The 18,890-nt window shown below is 56.2% G+C and carries 18 protein-coding genes; all 18 read right to left on the bottom strand.

What is annotated here, in order from left to right:
* Positions 1-10 precede the first annotated feature (10 nt).
* The 18 genes from BQ7114_RS01550 to BQ7114_RS01465 all read right to left on the bottom strand — a co-directional run bounded on the left by BQ7114_RS01550 (position 11) and on the right by BQ7114_RS01465 (position 18,889).
* On the bottom strand, positions 11-616 hold the full coding sequence (locus BQ7114_RS01550; RefSeq protein ID WP_072341054.1) for a DivIVA domain-containing protein: 606 nt from the start codon (positions 614-616) through the stop codon (positions 11-13).
* 127 nt (positions 617-743) lie between these two features.
* Positions 744-1,001 (bottom strand): YggT family protein, encoded by a 258-nt coding sequence (locus BQ7114_RS01545; protein WP_326844866.1) that lies wholly within the window; start codon positions 999-1,001, stop codon positions 744-746.
* 50 nt (positions 1,002-1,051) lie between these two features.
* Positions 1,052-1,522: a cell division protein SepF gene (locus BQ7114_RS01540; RefSeq protein WP_072341051.1), complete on the bottom strand. Its 471-nt coding sequence runs from the start codon at positions 1,520-1,522 to the stop codon at positions 1,052-1,054.
* A 147-nt stretch (positions 1,523-1,669) separates the two neighbouring features.
* A complete protein-coding gene (locus BQ7114_RS01535) occupies positions 1,670-2,380 on the bottom strand; it encodes a purine nucleoside phosphorylase YfiH/LACC1 family protein (RefSeq protein WP_072341048.1) in 711 nt (236 codons plus the stop codon).
* The gene (gene ftsZ / locus BQ7114_RS01530; protein ID WP_072341046.1) at positions 2,380-3,624 is read right to left on the bottom strand and encodes a cell division protein FtsZ; all 1,245 of its coding nucleotides are present in this window, start codon (positions 3,622-3,624) and stop codon (positions 2,380-2,382) included. Before ftsZ ends, BQ7114_RS01535 begins: the two co-directional genes overlap by 1 nt.
* Positions 3,625-3,861: 237 nt before the next feature.
* On the bottom strand, positions 3,862-4,647 hold the full coding sequence (locus BQ7114_RS01525) for a cell division protein FtsQ/DivIB (RefSeq protein ID WP_143236769.1): 786 nt from the start codon (positions 4,645-4,647) through the stop codon (positions 3,862-3,864).
* Between the two features lie 281 nt (positions 4,648-4,928).
* Positions 4,929-6,308: a UDP-N-acetylmuramate--L-alanine ligase gene (gene murC, locus BQ7114_RS01520; protein ID WP_072341040.1), complete on the bottom strand. Its 1,380-nt coding sequence runs from the start codon at positions 6,306-6,308 to the stop codon at positions 4,929-4,931.
* Entirely contained in the window at positions 6,305-7,456 is a 1,152-nt protein-coding gene (murG, locus tag BQ7114_RS01515; protein ID WP_072341036.1) for an undecaprenyldiphospho-muramoylpentapeptide beta-N-acetylglucosaminyltransferase, read from the bottom strand. The genes murC and murG overlap by 4 nt, the downstream gene beginning before the upstream one ends.
* Before the next feature lie 8 nt (positions 7,457-7,464).
* Entirely contained in the window at positions 7,465-8,691 is a 1,227-nt protein-coding gene (locus BQ7114_RS01510) for an FtsW/RodA/SpoVE family cell cycle protein (protein ID WP_072341033.1), read from the bottom strand.
* Entirely contained in the window at positions 8,684-10,183 is a 1,500-nt protein-coding gene (gene murD, locus BQ7114_RS01505) for a UDP-N-acetylmuramoyl-L-alanine--D-glutamate ligase (protein WP_072341030.1), read from the bottom strand. The genes BQ7114_RS01510 and murD overlap by 8 nt, the downstream gene beginning before the upstream one ends.
* Positions 10,165-11,253: a phospho-N-acetylmuramoyl-pentapeptide-transferase gene (gene mraY / locus BQ7114_RS01500; protein ID WP_072341027.1), complete on the bottom strand. Its 1,089-nt coding sequence runs from the start codon at positions 11,251-11,253 to the stop codon at positions 10,165-10,167. Before mraY ends, murD begins: the two co-directional genes overlap by 19 nt.
* Positions 11,254-11,274: 21 nt before the next feature.
* Entirely contained in the window at positions 11,275-12,654 is a 1,380-nt protein-coding gene (locus BQ7114_RS01495) for a UDP-N-acetylmuramoyl-tripeptide--D-alanyl-D-alanine ligase (protein WP_072341024.1), read from the bottom strand.
* Between the two features lie 43 nt (positions 12,655-12,697).
* Positions 12,698-14,317, bottom strand: coding sequence for a UDP-N-acetylmuramoyl-L-alanyl-D-glutamate--2,6-diaminopimelate ligase (locus tag BQ7114_RS01490; protein ID WP_072341021.1), 1,620 nt, complete (start codon positions 14,315-14,317; stop codon positions 12,698-12,700).
* Between the two features lie 7 nt (positions 14,318-14,324).
* Complete coding sequence (locus BQ7114_RS01485) at positions 14,325-16,079, bottom strand: peptidoglycan D,D-transpeptidase FtsI family protein (protein ID WP_072341018.1); 1,755 nt, start codon at positions 16,077-16,079, stop codon at positions 14,325-14,327.
* Between the two features lie 12 nt (positions 16,080-16,091).
* Positions 16,092-16,481, bottom strand: a complete 390-nt coding sequence (locus BQ7114_RS01480) for a cell division protein FtsL (RefSeq protein ID WP_072341015.1) — start codon at positions 16,479-16,481, stop codon at positions 16,092-16,094.
* Entirely contained in the window at positions 16,478-17,476 is a 999-nt protein-coding gene (gene rsmH, locus BQ7114_RS01475; RefSeq protein WP_083431687.1) for a 16S rRNA (cytosine(1402)-N(4))-methyltransferase RsmH, read from the bottom strand. The genes BQ7114_RS01480 and rsmH overlap by 4 nt, the downstream gene beginning before the upstream one ends.
* Before the next feature lie 97 nt (positions 17,477-17,573).
* Entirely contained in the window at positions 17,574-18,005 is a 432-nt protein-coding gene (gene mraZ, locus BQ7114_RS01470) for a division/cell wall cluster transcriptional repressor MraZ (RefSeq protein WP_034510360.1), read from the bottom strand.
* Positions 18,006-18,271: 266 nt separating this feature from the next.
* Complete coding sequence (locus BQ7114_RS01465; protein ID WP_072341009.1) at positions 18,272-18,889, bottom strand: response regulator transcription factor; 618 nt, start codon at positions 18,887-18,889, stop codon at positions 18,272-18,274.
* Between the last annotated feature and the right edge of the window lies 1 nt (position 18,890).

Genomic DNA, 18,890 nt, shown 5'->3' with positions numbered 1-18,890 from the left:
ACAGTTAGAACTAGTTGGCAACTTCCGAGAGGAAGCCCTGCAGCTGTTCACGCAGACGAGTGCGGTATTCAGCCTCAAAGCTCTTCAACTCGTTGATCTTGCCCTCTAGCATGCCGCGATCAACGTCAAGCTGGTTGAGGATCGAATCGCGCTTGTCTTCAGCCTCGGCAACGATCTTGCTACCCTCTTCGCGAGCCTCGGCAATAATGCGCTCGCCTTCCTCACGACCATCGCGCACGTACTCATCGTGAACGCGTTGAGCCAGAGCCAACATCGAGGTTGCATCTTGCGGTGTGGAGGACGGGGCGGGAGCAGCCGCAACAGCGGGAGCGGGTGCCGGCTCCGGTTCGGGCTCCGGCTCAGGCTTGACTTCCTCCTCCGGCTCAGTCACAACCGGCGCGGGCGCGGAGCCCGGCTCAGACCCCTCAAGCTCTTCAACGCGAAGCTGCGCTGCTTCAAGCTTTTGCTTTAGCTCCGTATTCTCAACCTGGAGAGCGTAGATGGTTTCAACTACTTCGTCGAGAAACTCATCCACCTCGACCTGGTCGTATCCCTCACGGAACTTCACCGACTGGAAAGTCTTATTCAAGACATCCTCTGTCGAAAGCAGTGCCATTTCTTCACCTCTATATCTAAACGGGATTTGCACGGCGCTCGCCTTCTGACAAGTAATCTTGTCCACAGCACGCGCAGTCAAACTTTTTCTATCTCATAGACTACAGAATTTCATTGTAAGTGTGCACCTACATGAGCAATCTCGCAATTTCTCCCAAAATTACTACACCTGCAAACAAGACAATAAATCCCACGTCCAAAGAGATCTCACCGAGCCGCAATGGAGGAATGAAACGGCGTAAAAAACGCAATGGCGGATCCGTAAGAGCGTAAATAACGTTCAGGAGTACAAGGAGCACACCTCGCGGTTGCCACTGCGGACTGAAGAACTGAACCCAGTCAAAAACCAGCCTAATCAGTAGCACCAGCGTATAAATCGAGACCAATAACGATAGCGCCTGCCCTATGTACCAAGACAAGTGTTAAAACCTACCTTTTAGAATCCTAGGCCCGACTTGTTAGCAAACAGCGGCTCATTTGCGAACGGGTGCTTGTGCTGGCCTTCCTCAACCTTTACAGATTCGGGAGTCAGGAGTATTACCCCCTCCACTACCTGCTCCATTGAACCGCCGAGCGCGAAAGCAAGACCCGCGGTGAAATCGACGATTCGACGGCCTTCCGCCTCACCCACCTTCGAAAGGTTGATAATCACGGGAACGCCATCACGTATCGCGTGGCCAATGCCCTCAGCATCCGCGTAGGAGGCAGGAGTCAAGGAAACAATGCGGCTGATGTCCAGGCTTGCGCTCCTCGAAGAAACGATCTCAGGGCGAGGAAGCGGGGTCACTGACTCCGGCTGAGAAAAATTCGGTTCCGAGAAATCGGAATCGTCAAAAACCTGATCCTCATCCTCGTCGTAGCCGCGCCAGCCAAAGCGTTCCATCGCACGGTTCAGTGCATCACCCATGTCATTCCTCCCAAGGCAACAAAAGTTTGAGCTGCTCTTAAGCTAATCGAGTTACCGCAAAATATACGTTTTTGAAGCGGCGTGTCATGTCCCACCCTGCTTTTCATGCCGATATTCAACACACACCGTGACTAGCCGGTCGCGCGGCTAGTCGAGGACCACCCAACCCACCTGTCTGCCGCATTTCGGGTTGTGCCTATACGAGTTCAAATCATCAGATTCGAGCGTGCATGCATCATCGACCTCGACACCACCCACATGCACCAAGTCACGCAAAACCGCTGCGCGAACGTCTAGCGCTCGGGTGCCCCATCTGGACTGCGCAGCCATTTCCGGGCGCACAGACACCGTCTCGGCAAACACGTCCTCGCCCACCTCATAGCACGCGCCGCAAATGCTTGGGCCTACCACGGCACGGATATTGCGGGGCGAGCAGCCCATGCTAGTCATCTGCGAGACAGTCTTTGCAACGATGAAAGCCTTCGCACCTGCTCGCCCCGCGTGTACCGCAGCTACCACACCTGCGGCATTGTCGAACAGCAACACAGGCACACAATCAGCTACCTGCACTGCCAGTGCGACACGGTCCCTAGTTATCACCGCATCAGCAGTGACCGAATTGTCCAGGCCGGAATCCTCCTGCCCCACCACGCACACTATGTCGGAGTGAATCTGGTTCATCCACACCACCGGCGTACCAATCGAATCGGCAAGTGCCTGCCTGTCGGCCAGCACAACGCTACGCGGCGCACCCGTATTCAATCCATAGTTGGGACTCGAGAGATCCTGCCCCACTTGAGCCGGGTTCGTCACTGCCCTTGTAAAGCCATAACGAACCCGACCGAAGGAACTATTCATTAACGCAAGAAGTCTGGAAGATCTAGCTGGTCCTTCGAATCTTCCTCGTCAAAAATGCGGGGAACTTCAAAGCGGTTAGAAGATGGCTCCTCTACCGGTTCACTACGCCTTGGCGTTGCCGAGGGGAAGTTCGATTCACGCGTCGGAGGCTTCACCTCAGCGCGGTGCGCAGGCTGAACCGGCTGGGCCGACTGCGCCGTGGGCAAAGAACCGAGCGGACGATCATAGGAGGGTTTTTCTACCGGCTCCGTTGTTTGAACATGACGGGTCGGCATTGCCGGCGCAGGCTGCGCCGATGCCTCCTCCTCGTCAAATCCAGCGGCGATAACGGTAACGCGCATCTCGTCGCCAAGCGAGTCGTCGATAACGGTACCGAAGATGATGTTGGCTTCCTCGTGAAGAGACTCGCCGATGAGCGAGACAGCGGCATTGATTTCGGCAAGCCCCATGTCGGAAGCGCCCTGCACGTTGATGAGAGCGCCGTGCGCTCCATCGATGCGGGTTTCGAGAAGCGGGGACGAAATCGCAGCCTCGGCTGCACGCAATGCGCGGTCCTCGCCCTGCGCCGTACCGATACCCATAAGAGCCGTGCCCGCGCCTCGCATAATCGTATTCACATCGCGGAAGTCTACGTTCATGTCACCGGCAACCTTGATGATGTCAGTGATGCCCTGCACGCCCGAACGCAGCACATCATCGGCAATGCGGAATGCGTCAAGGTACGAAACATTCTTGTCAGCAATCTGAAGCAGACGATCATTTGGAATGATGATCAGAGCATCAACTTCCTTACGCAGATCCTCAATACCCTGCTGCGCAACCTGGCCGCGACGCGGCCCCTCAAAAGCAAACGGGCGAGTAACGATACCGACGGTCAGAGCGTCGAGCGAGCGCGCTACACGTGCCACAATCGGAGCAGCGCCCGTACCCGTGCCACCGCCCTCACCGGCGGTAACGAACACCATGTCGGAGCCCTCGAGCGCCTCCCGAATGGTGTCTTCGTTCTCCTCAGCCGCCTTTCGGCCAACCATCGGATCAGAGCCGGCTCCAAGGCCTCGCGTTAGCTCATCTCCCAGGTCAATCTTGACTTCTGCATCAGACTGCAAAAGTGCCTGCGCATCCGTGTTCATCGTGATGAATTCCGCGCCCTTAACACCGGCGCTAATCATGCGGTTAACGGCGTTACAACCGCCACCGCCTACGCCCACGACCTTAATAACGGATTGGTAGTGTGCCTCGTTCACTCGTGATCCCCTTACGTCTGTCTCGCCTGACCTAAACCTTAAGTTGAAGGTTTAAGTTTTGGCTCATCGTTGCACGCAGAAGATAAACGCGTTTCATGCCGGTTTCAAACACTGCAATGGGCGTGTCGCAACCTATTTTTAAGGCCGCGCAAAACCCTTGAATTCTCACCTTAAACGGCCCGACAATAACCGGCCGCTAAAACCCTCGCTTAAGGTCCTTGTAATACGGAAACTGAACTACGACGTTACCGGGCGGGCGGGAGTAGACACGTCATACACCTGGGCAGGACGCTGGTCCAGTAATAGCTTGAGGACCTGCGCTTTCAGCTTCGAATCGCTTTCATCGCCCCATTTGATGATGCGCCCATCCAGCGTGCGCATCTCTACACTCGTTGGGTATGCGGTGTATACCGTGACCTGCTGCGACAGCTCCACGGGCAGGTCTTCCTTCACCGTAGCAACCCGCGCAACAGCGGCTGCCCTTTGCTCTTGCGACTCTGTCTTGACCTCCACGATTGGCAAACCCTCTGGCACATCTTGCGAAGAGCGCAACACCACTCCCTCGCGATCGATCACGTTGTAGCCCTCATCGCTTTTCTCGGCAGCCATAGGAGTACGAACCGTTATTTTCACGTTGAGACCATCCGGCCATGCGCGCGTGATCTCTGCAGCATCCACCTGGGCGATGCTCTCCACCTCACTTCGCACAGCGCTCATCGAAATACGTGGGAGCGGCACGTCCACAAAACCTGCGAGCTTCTCTTCAACAACCTCGACGGTCACATCCTCATTCAGACCCGAGATCTTGATCTTCGAGGCCGTTAGTGCAAAGAACGGCGAGAAGAAAACTGCCCACACTACAGCGGCTGCTAACAGCACCGTCGCGAGTGCGATACCCACGCGGCTGAGTATGGCGCTACGGCGAGCGCGTTTCATTTCCGCGCGACGTTCGTTCAGACTGATTGTGTTTTTCTTGGAACCAAAAACCTCGGTGGCACGCCGCGACGTGAAGTACTCTTGCAAGCTGGAACTATGCGAAGGTTTAGATTTGCCCGCCGAAGGTTTGGACCTATCGTCATCTGGCGCACTGGAAGGCACTTGGTTCGACCTTTTCACCCGGGCCCAATGCGTAAGGCTTAGGCGCGATGAGGACTCTGGTTCTTCTGGCGCATCTTCCGAAGACTTATGATTAGAACCTTCAACCGGCTCTGACGTAGAGGAGCTGGATTTTCCAAGGCGCTCAGCATCAACCCCCCGGCCCGCGCGTTCCTCGGACCGAGGCGTGTTTGGCAACCCTGGACGTTTCACTGACTGGCGCCCCAACAGTTCAAAATGAACTCACCCATCGATGTGATGCTACCGGCTCCCATGGTGATAACTAAATCGCCCTCACGCGCTTCGTTCGCGATCGCTTGCGCTGCCTCACGCATATCCGGAATGTAGTGGGCCCCAGGAACCTGGTTAGAGATGAGCTGCGACGTTACACCCTCCACCGGATCTTCGCGCGCCCCAAAAATGTCGGCGATGTACAGCTGATCGGCCAGTTGGAAAGCCTTAGCAAACTCGTTCGCAAAAGTCTTGGTGCGAGAATACAAGTGCGGCTGAAACAGTACCAGCACACGTCCGCTACCCGACTCCACGCGGGCTTGCCGCAGCGCCGCCGCAACCTCGGACGGATGATGCGCGTAATCATCCACTAGGACTTTCCCCTGTGCCTTTCCGCGCAATTCAAAACGTCGCCCCGTGCCTTTGAACGAATGCAATGCCGTTGCCATACGCTCCATCGGAACGCCCAGCTCAATACCCACCAGTAGCGCACCCGTAGCGTTTTCCAGGTTGTGCGCGCCGCCCACGTTCAACGACAGTTGTATTTCTTGTCCGTCGAAGCAAACCGTGGCGCTCGCATGTGCAGGTTCCAGGTGTGCCGCGGTAACCAGCGCGTGTTTTCGCCCGCACCACAGAGCCTTCTCTTCAGTTAGCCCGCCATAGGACCATACGCGCCCGCCCAGTTCCTCATACGCCTTACCGAGCCTTGCCGCCCCCTCGTCATCGCTGCACACAATCAGGAGGCCACCCGGCACTATCTTTTGCGCAAACTTCAAGAAAGTTTGTTCAAACTCTTTGCGTGAACCGTAGTTATCCAAATGATCCGGTTCCACGTTCGTTACCAACGCCACCCTGGGGCTGTAGTTCAAGAACGACTTATCGGATTCATCAGCTTCCGCCACGAACACCGAAGAGGAACCCAAATGCGCGCCCGTGTCGAAACCTGTCACAACGCCTCCCACCGCGAACGATGGGTCCATTCCTGTCTGAGACAGCGCCGCAGCGAGCATTCCCGATGAAGTCGTCTTGCCGTGAGCGCCCGCGACAGCAACAAAATCCATTCCTTCTGCTGCCAACGCGAGCGCCTGGGAGCGGTGGAGCACCTCCTGGCCGCGCTGGCGCGCAATCGCCAGCTCAGGATTTGACTCGCGCACGGCCGTGGAGATTACGACGCGGGCGTCAGCCGGCACGTGAGTAGCCTCGTGCCCCACGAAAACCTCGATCCCTAGCGAACGCAAATGATCGAGATTCTTCGAATCCTTCGCATCCGATCCGCTCACGAACTCGCCCTTAGCGTGAAGCAGCTCCGCAACCACGGACATACCCGCCCCGCCAATACCGATCAGATAAAAACTCATTTGACCTGCCCCTTGCATACGACCGATTCAACCAAATCGGCAACGCGGTAGGCAGCGTCCACGTGACCGAGCTTTGCAGACTCCCTCGCCATATCCTCCAGGCGCTGGGGGGAATCCAGAATAGGTACCACAAAGGAGCGCACAATCTTTTCTGAAAACTCAGAATCATCGAAGAGCATTGCCCCGCCCTTGCGCACCTGCTCGAGCGCGTTCAGCTTCTGCTCGCCATTTCCAATCGGAAGCGGAACGTAAACTGCGGGCAACCCCAAGGCCGTGAGCTCTGCAACCATGCCTGCACCCGCCCTGCCGATAACCAGGTCCGAGGCCGCGAAATACGTCTGCATATCCATCGCGTATTCGCGCACAATCCAAGCGCCCGCAAAACCGCTAGCCGCGACCTCCTCGGCAATCCCTTCCGATTTTCCTTTGCCCGTCAAATGCAAAACCTGGTGATCTGCCCCAAATGCCGAGGCTGCCTGCACCATCACCTGGTTCAAATGCACGGCTCCAAGTGAGCCTCCCGTAATCAGCACGGTTGGTTTACTCGGATTGAGTCCCAGCTGCGCGGCTGCCTGCTCGCGCCTTTTTGCCCTGCCTTCTTGACTAGCCCGGTCCTCAGCAAGCTGTCTAATAGCTGGACGCAAGGGTAGTCCCGTAACATCCGTTATCCCCCTGCGAGCTTTCAAACTAGTTTGCGAAAAAGTCAGAGCAAGTGCCGCCGCAAAACGAGCGCCCAGCTTATTTGCTAACCCCGCGCGAGCGTTTTGCTCGTGGATCACCACGGGGATTCCTTGCGCTCGAGCCGCCAAATATGCAGGCGCTGAAACGTAACCGCCAAAACCAACTACGGCCTCGACTCCCCCGCTCTTTATTAAACGCTCAACGTCGCGCACCGTTTTTGCTAAGTCCGGCGCAAATGTCAAAGCCGCCTTGTTTGGGCGACGCGGCGCCGCAACCTTCTTAATGGTGTGAAGTGTAATGCCAGCTTCAGGCACTAGATCCTTTTCGAGGCCCGAAGCCGTTCCTAAGGCCTGCACTTCGATATCGCGATCACGCAAAACCGAAGCCACAGACAACAAGGGATTCACGTGCCCCGCGGATCCACCTCCCGCTAGAAGGACTCTTGCACCCGCGTTAACCGACGTCATCTCAACACCTACTTTTTTGAATGCCTGCGAAATAGAGTACGCAAACCAAACGCCTTTTCCATACCCGAATCTTTTCGAGCAAAGCTCAATACTATTCCCAGGCCACCACAGGTGGCCACAAACGCGGAACCACCCGTTGAAATCAGGGGTAGCGGAACACCAATCACGGGCAAAACCGCCACCACTGCACCCATGTTAATGATTGCCTGCGCCCCGATCCACATGGTTACACCGCCCGACACAATGCGCGAAAAATCATCGGAGTGGTACAGCGACAGACGCGTGAGGCCATAGATCAGCACTGCAAACGTGACAACCACAAACACCGTACCGATCAGACCGAGTTCTTCACCTAAAATCGCAAAAATGAAGTCCGTGTGGGCTTCGGCCAGATAGTTCCATTTCTCTTTGGATGCACCCGGCCCCACACCGGTTAGACCGCCCGATCCTAAGGCCCACAACGCGTGGTCAATCTGTTCGGGTGCAGCGGGATTAGGAGGCTTCCTAAAGCCCGGTATTACGGAAATGACGCGCTGCAAACGTGACTGGTTTTGAAACACCGCAAATGCGGCAACCGGGATAAAAGCAAGTGCGGCAATACCAAACCACTTACCGGGCACGCGTGCAGCCGCTAGAGCTCCTGCAGCCAGTGCCACCACAACTAGCGCCGTACCGAGGTCGTGACCCGCCATGATTCCACCCAGGCCAACCGCGAGGGGCAAACCCACATTTACCGCGATGTGCGTAAAGTTAGTTCGATCCAGATTCAGCCTGATAATTACCCAGCCTATAAACAGCGCCATTCCTACCTTTAATGCCTCCGATGGCTGGATTAAGAACGATACGCCGGGGATCATGATCCAGTTGGTATTACCACCGGATTCGACGCCCCAAGAGGTGATAACTAAGAACTGCAGTATTAGGGTCCCTATAAACACCCAGGGAGCAACGCGGTACCAAAACCGATTTGGTAGCCTCATAGCCACGACAAGGGCGATTACCCCAAACGCCATGATTAGCAGGTTGCGAAGGTAGGCAGTGTATGGATTCTCTCCCTGCGATATCACCCGCACTGTTGAGGCAGAGAACACCATCACGAAACCGATCGCGATCAGGCAGATGACCGGCACCAAAATCAGGTAATACGTGGTGACGGGAGAAGGCTCAGCACGGCTTCCCGTTCCAAATTGGAGCTTCGGGATACGCCTTGCACGGGTCTTCAGCTTTTCAATCACCGGGTAGCTCCTGCGGGTTTTGCCACGCTTCGTCCAGACGTGCAACGGCCTCACGGAACACGTCACCGCGTTCAGCGTAGCTATTGAACTGGTCCCAGGATGCGGCGGCGGGAGCCAATACAACCGTGTCTCCAGGCCGTGACAGAGCCACGGCCTCATTGACCACGGAATACATCCAATCTTCATGCCCATCCACAACCACGTGCGGGATTTGCGGGGCAGCGTCGGCAAGCGCGCTGGTGATTGGCGTAGGATCAGCGCCGATCACCACCACACCCCGCAACGCCGGCGCAACAGTCTTTACGAGGGAGTGGAAGTCTTGGCCCTTGGCGTCACCGCCGGCGATCCAAATAACTGTTCCCGGGGCGAAACCTGACAGAGACGCGGCAGCCGCATGCGCATTAGTAGCCTTCGAATCGTCAATCCAAATCATGTCGGCAACCTCGCCAATCACCTGACGACGGTGCCCAGCCGGATGGAATGCACGCAGGCCCGCAACTACAGCACTAGAATCAATGTCTTTCTTGGAATACGCTCCGTAGGCTCGAGCAAGCGCAATTGCGGCCAAAGTGTCTTTGATGATCGCGGCAGATGGGGACGGGCCTGCAAAGTGAGCCACGTCGGCGAGCGTGGCAAGGGCCGCTGCCTGCGTATGCCGGTTTGCCACAAAAGCACGGTCTACGATGAGCACCTCATTCCCATCTTGGGCAAGGCCCACCTGGGACACCGCTGGAACGTCAAGCACGTAGCCAATAGCTCGCGCCCCCTCGATCACATCGGCTTGCATCACCATATTCTCGACAGCCAAATCTGCCGCGTCATACACACATGCCACGCGCGTGTTCTCGTACACTCGTGCCTTAGCCTTCGCGTACTCCTCAACCGTTCCATGCCAATCCAAATGATCGGCATCCACATTCAGACAGACAGATGCTACCGGCTCCACCGAGTGAGTGGAATACAACTGGAAGCTAGAAAGCTCAACAGCTAGTACGTCCACGTCCTCGTTCATCACAACGCTGACAATCGGCATACCGACGTTGCCAACCACGCGCACGCGTTCGGAAGCCGCCTCCAAAATCGCACCCAAAAGGCCAACCGTGGTGGTCTTGCCGTTAGTGCCAGTTACGGTCAGCCAAGCGATGTCTTTACCGAGGTGGCGCTGAATCTGCCAGGCGAGCTCGACCTCGCTCCACACCGGCAAGTTCAGACTTCGCGCCGCTTGAAACACGGGCGAATGCGGGGCAACTCCGGGCGATACCACCACCAAACCGAAGTCATCTGCAAGCGCATTAGCCTGCTCGGCCTCGCCACCAATAACGAACTGCTGGCTTCCCGATTCAAAAGATGCAAACCCCTCGGGCGCCTTCAAATCGAAGCCAACGGCTCGCACCCCAAGCTGGCCCAACGCATCCATAACCGCGCGGCCCGTAGCTCCCAGGCCGATAACCGCGACTTTAGATTCAAGCCAGCTCACAGCCCAGCCACCCATTCCGCGTAGAACAGCGACAGGCCAATTACGGCAAACAAGCCTGCAATAATCCAGAAACGAATCACGATCGTGATTTCTTTCCAACCCAACAGCTCAAAATGGTGGTGCAACGGTGCCATTCGGAACACACGCTTGCCCGTCATCTTGAATACGCCAATCTGGATCACATCAGACATCACGATAATCATGAATAGTCCGCCAATGATGATCGCTAGGAACTCCGTTTGGGTAAGAATCGACATTCCTGCAAACGCACCCCCCAGGGCGAGCGAGCCGGTGTCACCCATAAAAATCTGTGCCGGGGCCGCATTCCACCAGAGGAATCCAAACGCCGCGCCCACTATCGCCGCGGACGCTACCGCGAGCCCCAGGGAATCCCTTACCTCATAACACAAGGCGGCGTTCGCAACCGTTATCGCACAGGATTGGTAGTACTGCCATATCGCGATCACGGTGTACGCGCCAAAAACAAACATCGATGAGCCCGTTGCCAGGCCATCGAGACCATCCGTTAAGTTCACCGCATTAGACCAAGCGGCCACGAGGAAGTTCGCCCACAAAATAAACAGGATCACGCCTAACGCCGTGCCGGCGAAAGCTAAGTTTGCCCAATCCAGATCGCGCACGACCGAAATCTTCATCGAGGCGGGAGTGTTGCCTCTCGCATCGGGGAAGCTCAACGCCAATCCGGCAAAAACCGTGCCGACGGCCAATTGTCCCAGGATCTTTGCCGCCGGATTCAAACCAAGTGAACGGTGTCTCTTAATCTTGATGAAATCATCCAAAAAGCCAACGACGCCGAGTCCAACAAACAGAAACATGAGCAGGCTAGAAGATAGGTCCGGCAACCGCCCAATCGAAATATGCCCTACCAGCCAGCCAATCAACGAAGCAGCAATTATCACGACACCGCCCATAGTTGGCGTGCCGCGCTTCGTAAAGTGCTGGGTTGGCCCGTCCTGACGGATGAACTGCCCGTACTCTTTACGAATCAGCAGCTTAATAAAAGCTTTGGTGCCGAACAGCGCGATGACCAATGATACGGCCGTCGCAACGACAATGGCTACCACGTTTAAGCCCTCCGGTCCTAACTACGCTAAAAACTCGTCGGCGATTTTCCAGACCCCCGAACCATTCGATCCCTTCAAGAATACGAAGTCTCCCGCTTGAACCAAATCGCGCAACTTAGCTCCCGCCTCTTCCGCACTCTCAAAGTGATAAATGTCGGCCTTTCCAACAAGAGGCTCGCCAATTGGTTGCGCACCCTCACCAACCGTGATCAGCACATCCACGCGGGCCTCATCAGCCAGGCGCCCTACCTCCCGGTGCAGGGACGTTGAACTCTTCCCCAGCTCAAGCATCACGCCAAGCACAGCGATGCGGCGCGCCCCATTTTCCCCCAGCTTTCCAAGCACCTCCAGGCCCGCCTTCATAGAATCCGGATTCGCATTATACGAATCGTCGATTATCGTAATGCCGCGTGTGTGCGTGACACTCATACGGTGCGGGCTCTGCGCGCGTAGCGAATTTAGCGTCTCGACGATCTTTTGCGGATCCAAACCAAGAGTCAGGCAAACGCTGATGGCCGCGAGCGCGTTGGACACCTGATGACGGCCCACAAGGCCAAGCTTTACCTTCTTCAGAACGTCTCCCGCCTCAAGATCGAAGGTAGCGCAAGACGAGTCATCGAGCTTTACGTTAACGGCGCGCACTTCCGCGTCAGACTTACCTGCAGCAGAAAAGAACAAGACCGCGCCCTTGGCCAACGACTGCATATCGCGAACATTTGGATCATCGCGATTCAAAATTGCTGTGCCGCCCTTGGCTAGACCCTCAACAAGCTCCGCCTTGGCGTGTGCCAATGCCGGAACCGAGCCGAAACCACCCAGGTGCGCCTTGCCCACCGCAAGCTCAACCGCGATATCCGGAGGGGCGATCTTTGAAAGGTAGAGCAAATGGCCCGGCCCGGAAGCCCCCATCTCCAATACCAAATAACGCGTGTTCTCATCCGCTCGAAGAACTGTCAGCGGCATGCCAACCTCGTTATTAAACGAAGAAACCGGTGCAACAGTGGGTGCGAACGCACGCAAAATTCCCGCCGTTAGATCCTTCGTGGTGGTCTTACCTACAGAGCCGGTTATCCCTACCACATCGATATCGCCCGCGTCGCGAAGCTTCTTCAGATGGGCCTGCGCCAGCAACCCCAGCGCCTTCGTTGCATCTTTCACCACGATCTTGGTCAGATTCTGCGGCCCCGCGTCCTCTCGCGTCACAATCGCCGCAACAGCGCCACGTTCAACCGCCGACTCAAGGTAATCATGACCATCGGCATGCTCACCTACACGCGCAATGTACAACGATTCCGGGGTCACCTCACGCGAATCCGTGTACACGCCACCGGAAACGACCGTGTTATCACCAACCAGTCGACCGTCGACGACTTTCGCAATCTCGTCTGCTGAGTACCTCATTCGCCTCTCCATCTAAACGCCGCGACACGTCCTTGTATCAGTATTACTGAAAATCTTCCCACGTTTTGCTGATCATCCGTAACTTTGGCAACGCGGTTGTTGCCGGCTCGCCCGCTCCCAGCGACGAAGTGCGTGAAGAACGCTTCGAAAGAGCGGCTCGCGCCTCCACCCGATCGTCCAATACGTGGGGTTTTTCACCAATCATCTGGATCGTCTCATGTCCGCGGCCCGCGATCAGCACCGTGTCATCCGGGCTTGCTGCCAGCACGGCCTCGTAAATCGCACTCTTGCGGTCATCACTTTCCCACGCAGCACGGGCCCGACCTGTTGCGCCTACAAACCCGGCGGCAACCTCAGCGCGAATCTGCGCCGGATCTTCTCCGTAGATGTCGTCATCAGTAAGCACCACAAAATCAGCTGAGGCCAGTGCCACCGCGCCCATTTCCGGACGCTTACCGCGGTCTCGCTCACCCGTTGCGCCAAAGAGAATCCACAGGTCTCCCGGCGTTACCGGATCTAGAGCCGCACACGCGCTCGCAATAGCATCGGTTGTGTGCGCGAAGTCCACAATCACGAGTGGCGTGGACGAGGAGCGTTCTGCCACCACCTCCATGCGCCCGGGAACCCCCGGGGTGCGGGCAAGTTCCTCGCACACTCTGGCGGTCTCAAAACCTAAACTGACCATGATAGCGAGGGCCGTCAGCTCATTTTGCACGTTAATCATTCCCGGCAGTGGGCAATGCATACGTACATTAGCGTCACCGGCGCGAATCATCACATCCGTTCCCGCATCCACCTGGTTAAGCGAGTGCGAAATCACGTACAAATCAGCCTCGAAATTGGTTGAAACCGTCACTGTGGGGATACGCACCATTTGCGCCAACCGTTGGCCCCACCCGTCATCTACACAAACCACTGCTCGCTTCGAAAGAGAACCGTCAAACAGGCTGGCTTTTGCCTCGAAATAGCTCTCCATCGTTTTGTGGAAATCCAAATGATCGCGCTGCAGATTCAAGAATGCGCAAACGTCAAACTTCATCCCCGCAACGCGATGCAGACTCATGGCGTGGCTAGACACCTCCATGACCACGTTCTTCGCACCCTGCTCCAACGCCCAGGCTAAAACACGATGCAAAACGGGTGCTTCTAAAGACGTGCGCACAGAGGAAACGTGTACGTCGCCGAGGCGCACCCCCACAGTCCCTATCAACAACGTGGGTCCCGACAGTGCCGAAAGCACATGATGCACGAAGTGTGCAGTTGTGGTCTTGCCATTCGTTCCGGTAATCCCAATAACGCTCATGGACTCACTGGGATTGTCGTAAACAAGAGCTGCCGCCAACCCGGCGAATGCCCGCGGATCCGCTACCTCCAGTAGTGCGAAACCCTCCGCGTCCTCGAGCATAGAAACCCCTGCGGCGTCTGTTACAACCGCGACAGCACCACCCTCAATAGCTTTAGGGGCGAACTGGGCGCCGTGACGTTTGAAACCGGGGATCGCAACGAATAGGTCCCCGGTCTGCACATCCGTAGAATCAAGCGTTACTCCAGTAATTAGCGGATCTGAATCCGCACGACGGATTGTAGCCCCCAGTGCATTCGCAAGATGCTGTGCGCTTATTCCTCTTACCGAGCTAGGACGGAGATCTTTTAGTTCACTCATAGCAGTCCTAAGGCTTCATCGGGTAAAGCACAGCCTCTTCAGACGAGCCTGGAATACCCAGATTTTGCACCGACTCTGTAACGATAGATTTGAACAATGGGCCCGCGGACTGTGCAGCCAGAATGCCGTACTTGGGTAGGTACAGGATCACCGAAACCGCAAGAACTGGCTTATCGGCGGGAACAACCCCTGCAACCGTCGTGGCAGTGCCAATCGTCAAACCATTTTCGAAAACCTCGCCGGTACCCGTCTTGGCGGCAATCCGATAACCCTCAATGTTAAACGTGTAGCCCGTGCCATCTTCGTCGGCCGTAGTTGATTCGAGCATAGTCAAAACCGTCTTTGCGGTATCCGCGTCAAGTGCGCGTTGCGGTTCGCGTTGCGGAGCGGCCTCATAGGTGCCGTCTGGACTGGTCCACCCTTCAATCAGGCGAGCCGGCTGATACACGCCTCCATTAGCGAAGGCCGCCATCATTCCAACCTGCTGTAGCTGGGTCACCGCATAACCCTGCCCAAACATAGTGGTGTAACGCTGACGCCCATCCCACTGCGATGGCTCTACCAAGATACCCGGAGCCTCACCCGGCAGGCCGATATCAATCGTCTCGCCAAGGTGCATTGCTTTCATAAGCTTATAGCGCTCATCGTCGGTCACCATCGATCCGACCCGCACGGTAGCCGTGTTAGAAGATTCTGCGAGGACACCCGTTGCGGTGAGCGTGTAATCGGGATGCTCGTGTGAATCCTGAAACTCTTGCCCGTCTGGCGTTGTGTATTTGTACTGTGACAGCACCGGTGTAACGGGCGTAATCTTTGCCTCGTCGAGGGCAGTGGCAAATGTCAAAACTTTGCCGATAGAGCCGGGCTCCACCGAGTATTGCACGCTCTTAACCGGTTGTGGCTGGTTGGTAATTGGTTTGTTACCCGATTCGGCCATGGCCAAGATCTTGCCAGTGGATATCTCTTGAACAATGGCGCTTCCCCACTGCGCCGAATATGTCTCCACGGCCTTGTTTACAATCTCTTCAGTGGAGTGCTGCAGATCCAGACGCAGGGTGGTGTGCACGGTTGCGCCCTGAACAGCTGGTTCCGAAATCGTTTTGCCACCCGGAATAACCTCGCCATAGGGACCATACTCTTGGACCATACGGCCGGGCTCACCCGTTAGCTTCGCGTCCTGCGTAAGTTCAAGACCCGAAGAGCCCTTTCCTTCAGCATCAATAGTTCCAATGATCGAGGCCGCGACCGCGTCGTTCGGATACACGCGCTTGTAGGAAGGTTCCCACTCAATGCCGTAAATCTGAAGTGCCCGCACCTTCCGCCAGGTTTCAACGTCAACGTCTTTCTTCAGATAGTGATACGTGGAGTTGCCAATCAGCTGGCCTCCCACCTCGGCCTCATCCATTTGCAGAACCGGAGCGAGCTTTTGCGCGACAAAAACCGGGCCCGCCCCAATTTGGGTTCGGTTACCCTCTTCATCAATATCCCACACCTTGGTATTTGCTATATTCACCTGGTTTACCGCAATGTGGTAGGTCTCCACTGTTGTTGCAAATGTGCTTCCGTTAGCATCTACAATGTCGCCGCGCCGCGGATCAATCGTTGCCGCATGCATACGCACCGACCTGCCCTGCTCAGCCAGATCAGCGCCCTGAATTATCTGCACATTAATCAGCTGAAATGTGATCGCAACGAAAAAGAAGATAGCAATACCAAAAAATACACGTGTCGCCGTTTGCGAGCCGGCCTGCGATTTACTCACCTGGCCTCCTAACTAACGAACGGCTGCGAACCCGCCCTCTACACTACCTTCACTAAGTTTAATGAAACCCGCCTGACCTGCAGGGACCATGCCCTGCGCGTCCGCCGCCTTCTGCAACGCTGCTGGAGATGAGGCCACCTGCAACTTCTGACGCAGCGCTTGTGTCTCTTCAGTCAGCCGAACAAGCTCCGCACGCGAGTCACGAATCTCGTACGCGGTTTGCGCCATTTGAGTGGTGATAAACAGGTTCACGGCAAGTACCGCGATCAACACCAACGCAACGATAGCAATCACGGGGAAGGCAGCTCGTGGACCCGCCTCGGACGAGATAACGCGAAGAGGGGGACGTGAATGCTCGCGCCTTGGCTGAGCCGGCCGCGTTCTTAGAGCGCTCGACGTCATTGGGAGCTCCTTTTATCTTGCTTGTTGTAGGGGGTGTTGAGTTGGACTGCGCGTAAGCGCACTGATTTAGCCCGCGGATTCACCGTGATTTCAGCCTCTGACGCTTGAATCGCCTTCTTCGTAAGAAGTTTCAAGGGAGCTTGCGGTTCTTCGCCAGGTAGGATCGGTAATCCCTTAGGCAACTGCGCAGGTGTGGAGCCTTCTTTGAATATGTGTTTAACGATCCGGTCTTCGAGAGATTGATAAGATTCAACCGCCAGGCGGCCCCCAACGCGTAAAGTCGACAGCGCGGCGGGCAACGCCCGTTCTAAAATCGTAAGCTCGTCGTTTACAGCTATTCGAAGGGCCTGGAACGTCCGTTTCGCGGGGTGCCCGCCCGAGCGCCGCGTTGCAGCCGGAATCGTTTCACGAACCAGATCAGCTAGTTGCACCGAATCCGTAAGCGGCTGCTCCTCGCGTGTCAAAACAATGCGTCGCGCGATCCGGCCGGCAAATCTTTCTTCACCATAAACTCGCAGGATTCGCGCAAGCTCAGACTCACTTGCCGACGCGAGCAAATCCGCAGCACTCACTCCGGTGGTTTGATCCATGCGCATATCGAGGGGTGCCCGGCGCGAATATGAGAAGCCTCGTTCGTCGTCATCGAGCTGAAGGGACGAGACACCCAGATCCATGAACACCGCATCAACTGCTGGTATACCAGCCTGCGCAATGACACTTTCAATCTGATCATAAGTAGCGAGGAAGGGAGTAAACCGAGTTCCGAACTGTGCAAGGCGCGCACTGGCCAACTCAACGGCACGCGGGTCTCGGTCAATACCGATAACCGAAGCATTTGGGAAGGCCTTGAGAATCGCCTCGGTATGACCGCCCATGCCGAGCGTTCCGTCTACCAGCACGCCACCATCGGCTAAAACTGGTTCCAGCAATTCAAGAACGTCGGATACGAGAACGGGATCGTGTAGCTCACTGATTGCTTCAGGCGTAAGCTCCACGATGCCCCCTCTCATTACCAACTAGTTCAGCCAGGACTCCCACCGCGTCCGCCGCCGGGGAAGTGACTTCGGATTCTCGGTTGGAGACCAGGATGAACTAGAACATTCCCGGAATAATTTCGTCGGCAGTAGACGAGAAGACCTCTTCTTGATTCTCGAGGTACATTGCCCACTGCTCGGCGTCCCAAATCTCCACCCGCGCGCCAGCTCCTATGACAGCTAGATCGCGAGTAAGACCCGCATAGGTGCGAAGGTTTTGCGGAATCGTGATTCGGCCCTGCTTGTCCGGCAACTCGTCTGAAGCGCCCGAGAGCATCACGCGAACGTAATCGCGTGCCTGCTTTGAGCTCAGCGGAGCCTGCCGTAGCTGGTCGAACATGCCTTCAAACTCGGACTTTGGAAACGCGTACAGGCACCTGTCTTGACCTCGCGTTAGCACCAAGCCTTCCAAAAGCTGTTCACGAAACTTCGCGGGCAAGATCACGCGCCCCTTCGGATCCAGCTTTGGCTCATACGTACCTAGGAACACGTTTCACCTCCCCATCGCTAACCACACCTATTCGGTTATCACCACTTTACCCCACTTCCAACCCCATTGGAACAATATAAGCGCGATTTCCAAATGTTGAACATAAATAAAGCTTGCTAAATAGCCAAAAATCAGCCGTGGAGCGAGGTGGAGGGATTTTTTGTGTTTTGCGTCAATCTTCGGAACCAGGAGGAGTACCATGGGCGCGAAAATGGGCTGAGAGGAAAATCTCTCAGCCCAAACAGGATGCGTGGTGGGAAGTGGAGCTACAGCCAGCCGCGATCCCGAGCTATCCTCGACGCCTCGTAACGGTTGTCTGCCCCAACCTTTGCTATAGCCGAGGAAATGTGGTTTCGCACCGTTCCTTGGCTTAAGCCCAACGCCTCGGCTACATGTTTGATCGACCCACCCGGAAGGGCCGCTCGTAACACGTCTGCCTCCCGCTCCGATAGCGGAGAACGCGGCGTAAACAAGGACTCTTCCGCGAGCGCGGGGTCGATCACGCGCAGACCGCGATGGACGCGCCGCACCGCTTCAGCGAGCTGCGACGATGGGGTGTCTTTGACGATAAATCCGAGGGCCCCAGCTTCAAGGGCTCGCTGTAAGTATCCGGGCCGACCGAACGTGGTAACTATAAGGACGCGCGCAGGCAGGTGAAGCTGCGATACTTTCTCGGCAACTTCAAGGCCAGTTAAGGATTCCTCCCCCATTTCAATGTCCAACAAAAGCACGTCCGCTTCCTTGCGGCGCGCGATATCAAGTGCCTCATTACCCGTTGCAACGTCCGCCACAACCTCAATGTCAGCTTCGAGAGCCAGCAGAGCGGCAAGTGCTCCGCGCACGAGATGCTGATCGTCTGCGATTACGACACGGATTGCTTCCATC

The organism is Actinomyces urinae (genome assembly GCF_900119695.1).
Taxonomy (GTDB): Bacteria; Actinomycetota; Actinomycetes; order Actinomycetales; family Actinomycetaceae; genus Gleimia; species Gleimia urinae.
The sequence above is the reverse complement of the archived record's forward strand: the minus strand, read 5'-3'. Positions and strand labels throughout refer to the sequence as shown.

What these genes read in the sequence shown, in the direction of transcription:
- murC (WP_072341040.1), bottom strand. Translation starts at nt 6,308, where the DNA reads ATGAGTTTTTATCTGATCGGTATTGGCGGGGCGGGTATGTCCGTGGTT.
- BQ7114_RS01490 (WP_072341021.1), bottom strand. Translation starts at nt 14,317, where the DNA reads ATGAGTGAACTAAAAGATCTCCGTCCTAGCTCGGTAAGAGGAATAAGC.
- BQ7114_RS01540 (WP_072341051.1), bottom strand. Translation starts at nt 1,522, where the DNA reads ATGGGTGATGCACTGAACCGTGCGATGGAACGCTTTGGCTGGCGCGGC.
- BQ7114_RS01480 (WP_072341015.1), bottom strand. Translation starts at nt 16,481, where the DNA reads ATGACGTCGAGCGCTCTAAGAACGCGGCCGGCTCAGCCAAGGCGCGAG.
- murG (WP_072341036.1), bottom strand. Translation starts at nt 7,456, where the DNA reads ATGACGTCGGTTAACGCGGGTGCAAGAGTCCTTCTAGCGGGAGGTGGA.
- murD (WP_072341030.1), bottom strand. Translation starts at nt 10,183, where the DNA reads ATGGGTGGCTGGGCTGTGAGCTGGCTTGAATCTAAAGTCGCGGTTATC.
- BQ7114_RS01535 (WP_072341048.1), bottom strand. Translation starts at nt 2,380, where the DNA reads ATGAATAGTTCCTTCGGTCGGGTTCGTTATGGCTTTACAAGGGCAGTG.
- BQ7114_RS01465 (WP_072341009.1), bottom strand. Translation starts at nt 18,889, where the DNA reads ATGGAAGCAATCCGTGTCGTAATCGCAGACGATCAGCATCTCGTGCGC.
- BQ7114_RS01495 (WP_072341024.1), bottom strand. Translation starts at nt 12,654, where the DNA reads ATGAGGTACTCAGCAGACGAGATTGCGAAAGTCGTCGACGGTCGACTG.
- BQ7114_RS01550 (WP_072341054.1), bottom strand. Translation starts at nt 616, where the DNA reads ATGGCACTGCTTTCGACAGAGGATGTCTTGAATAAGACTTTCCAGTCG.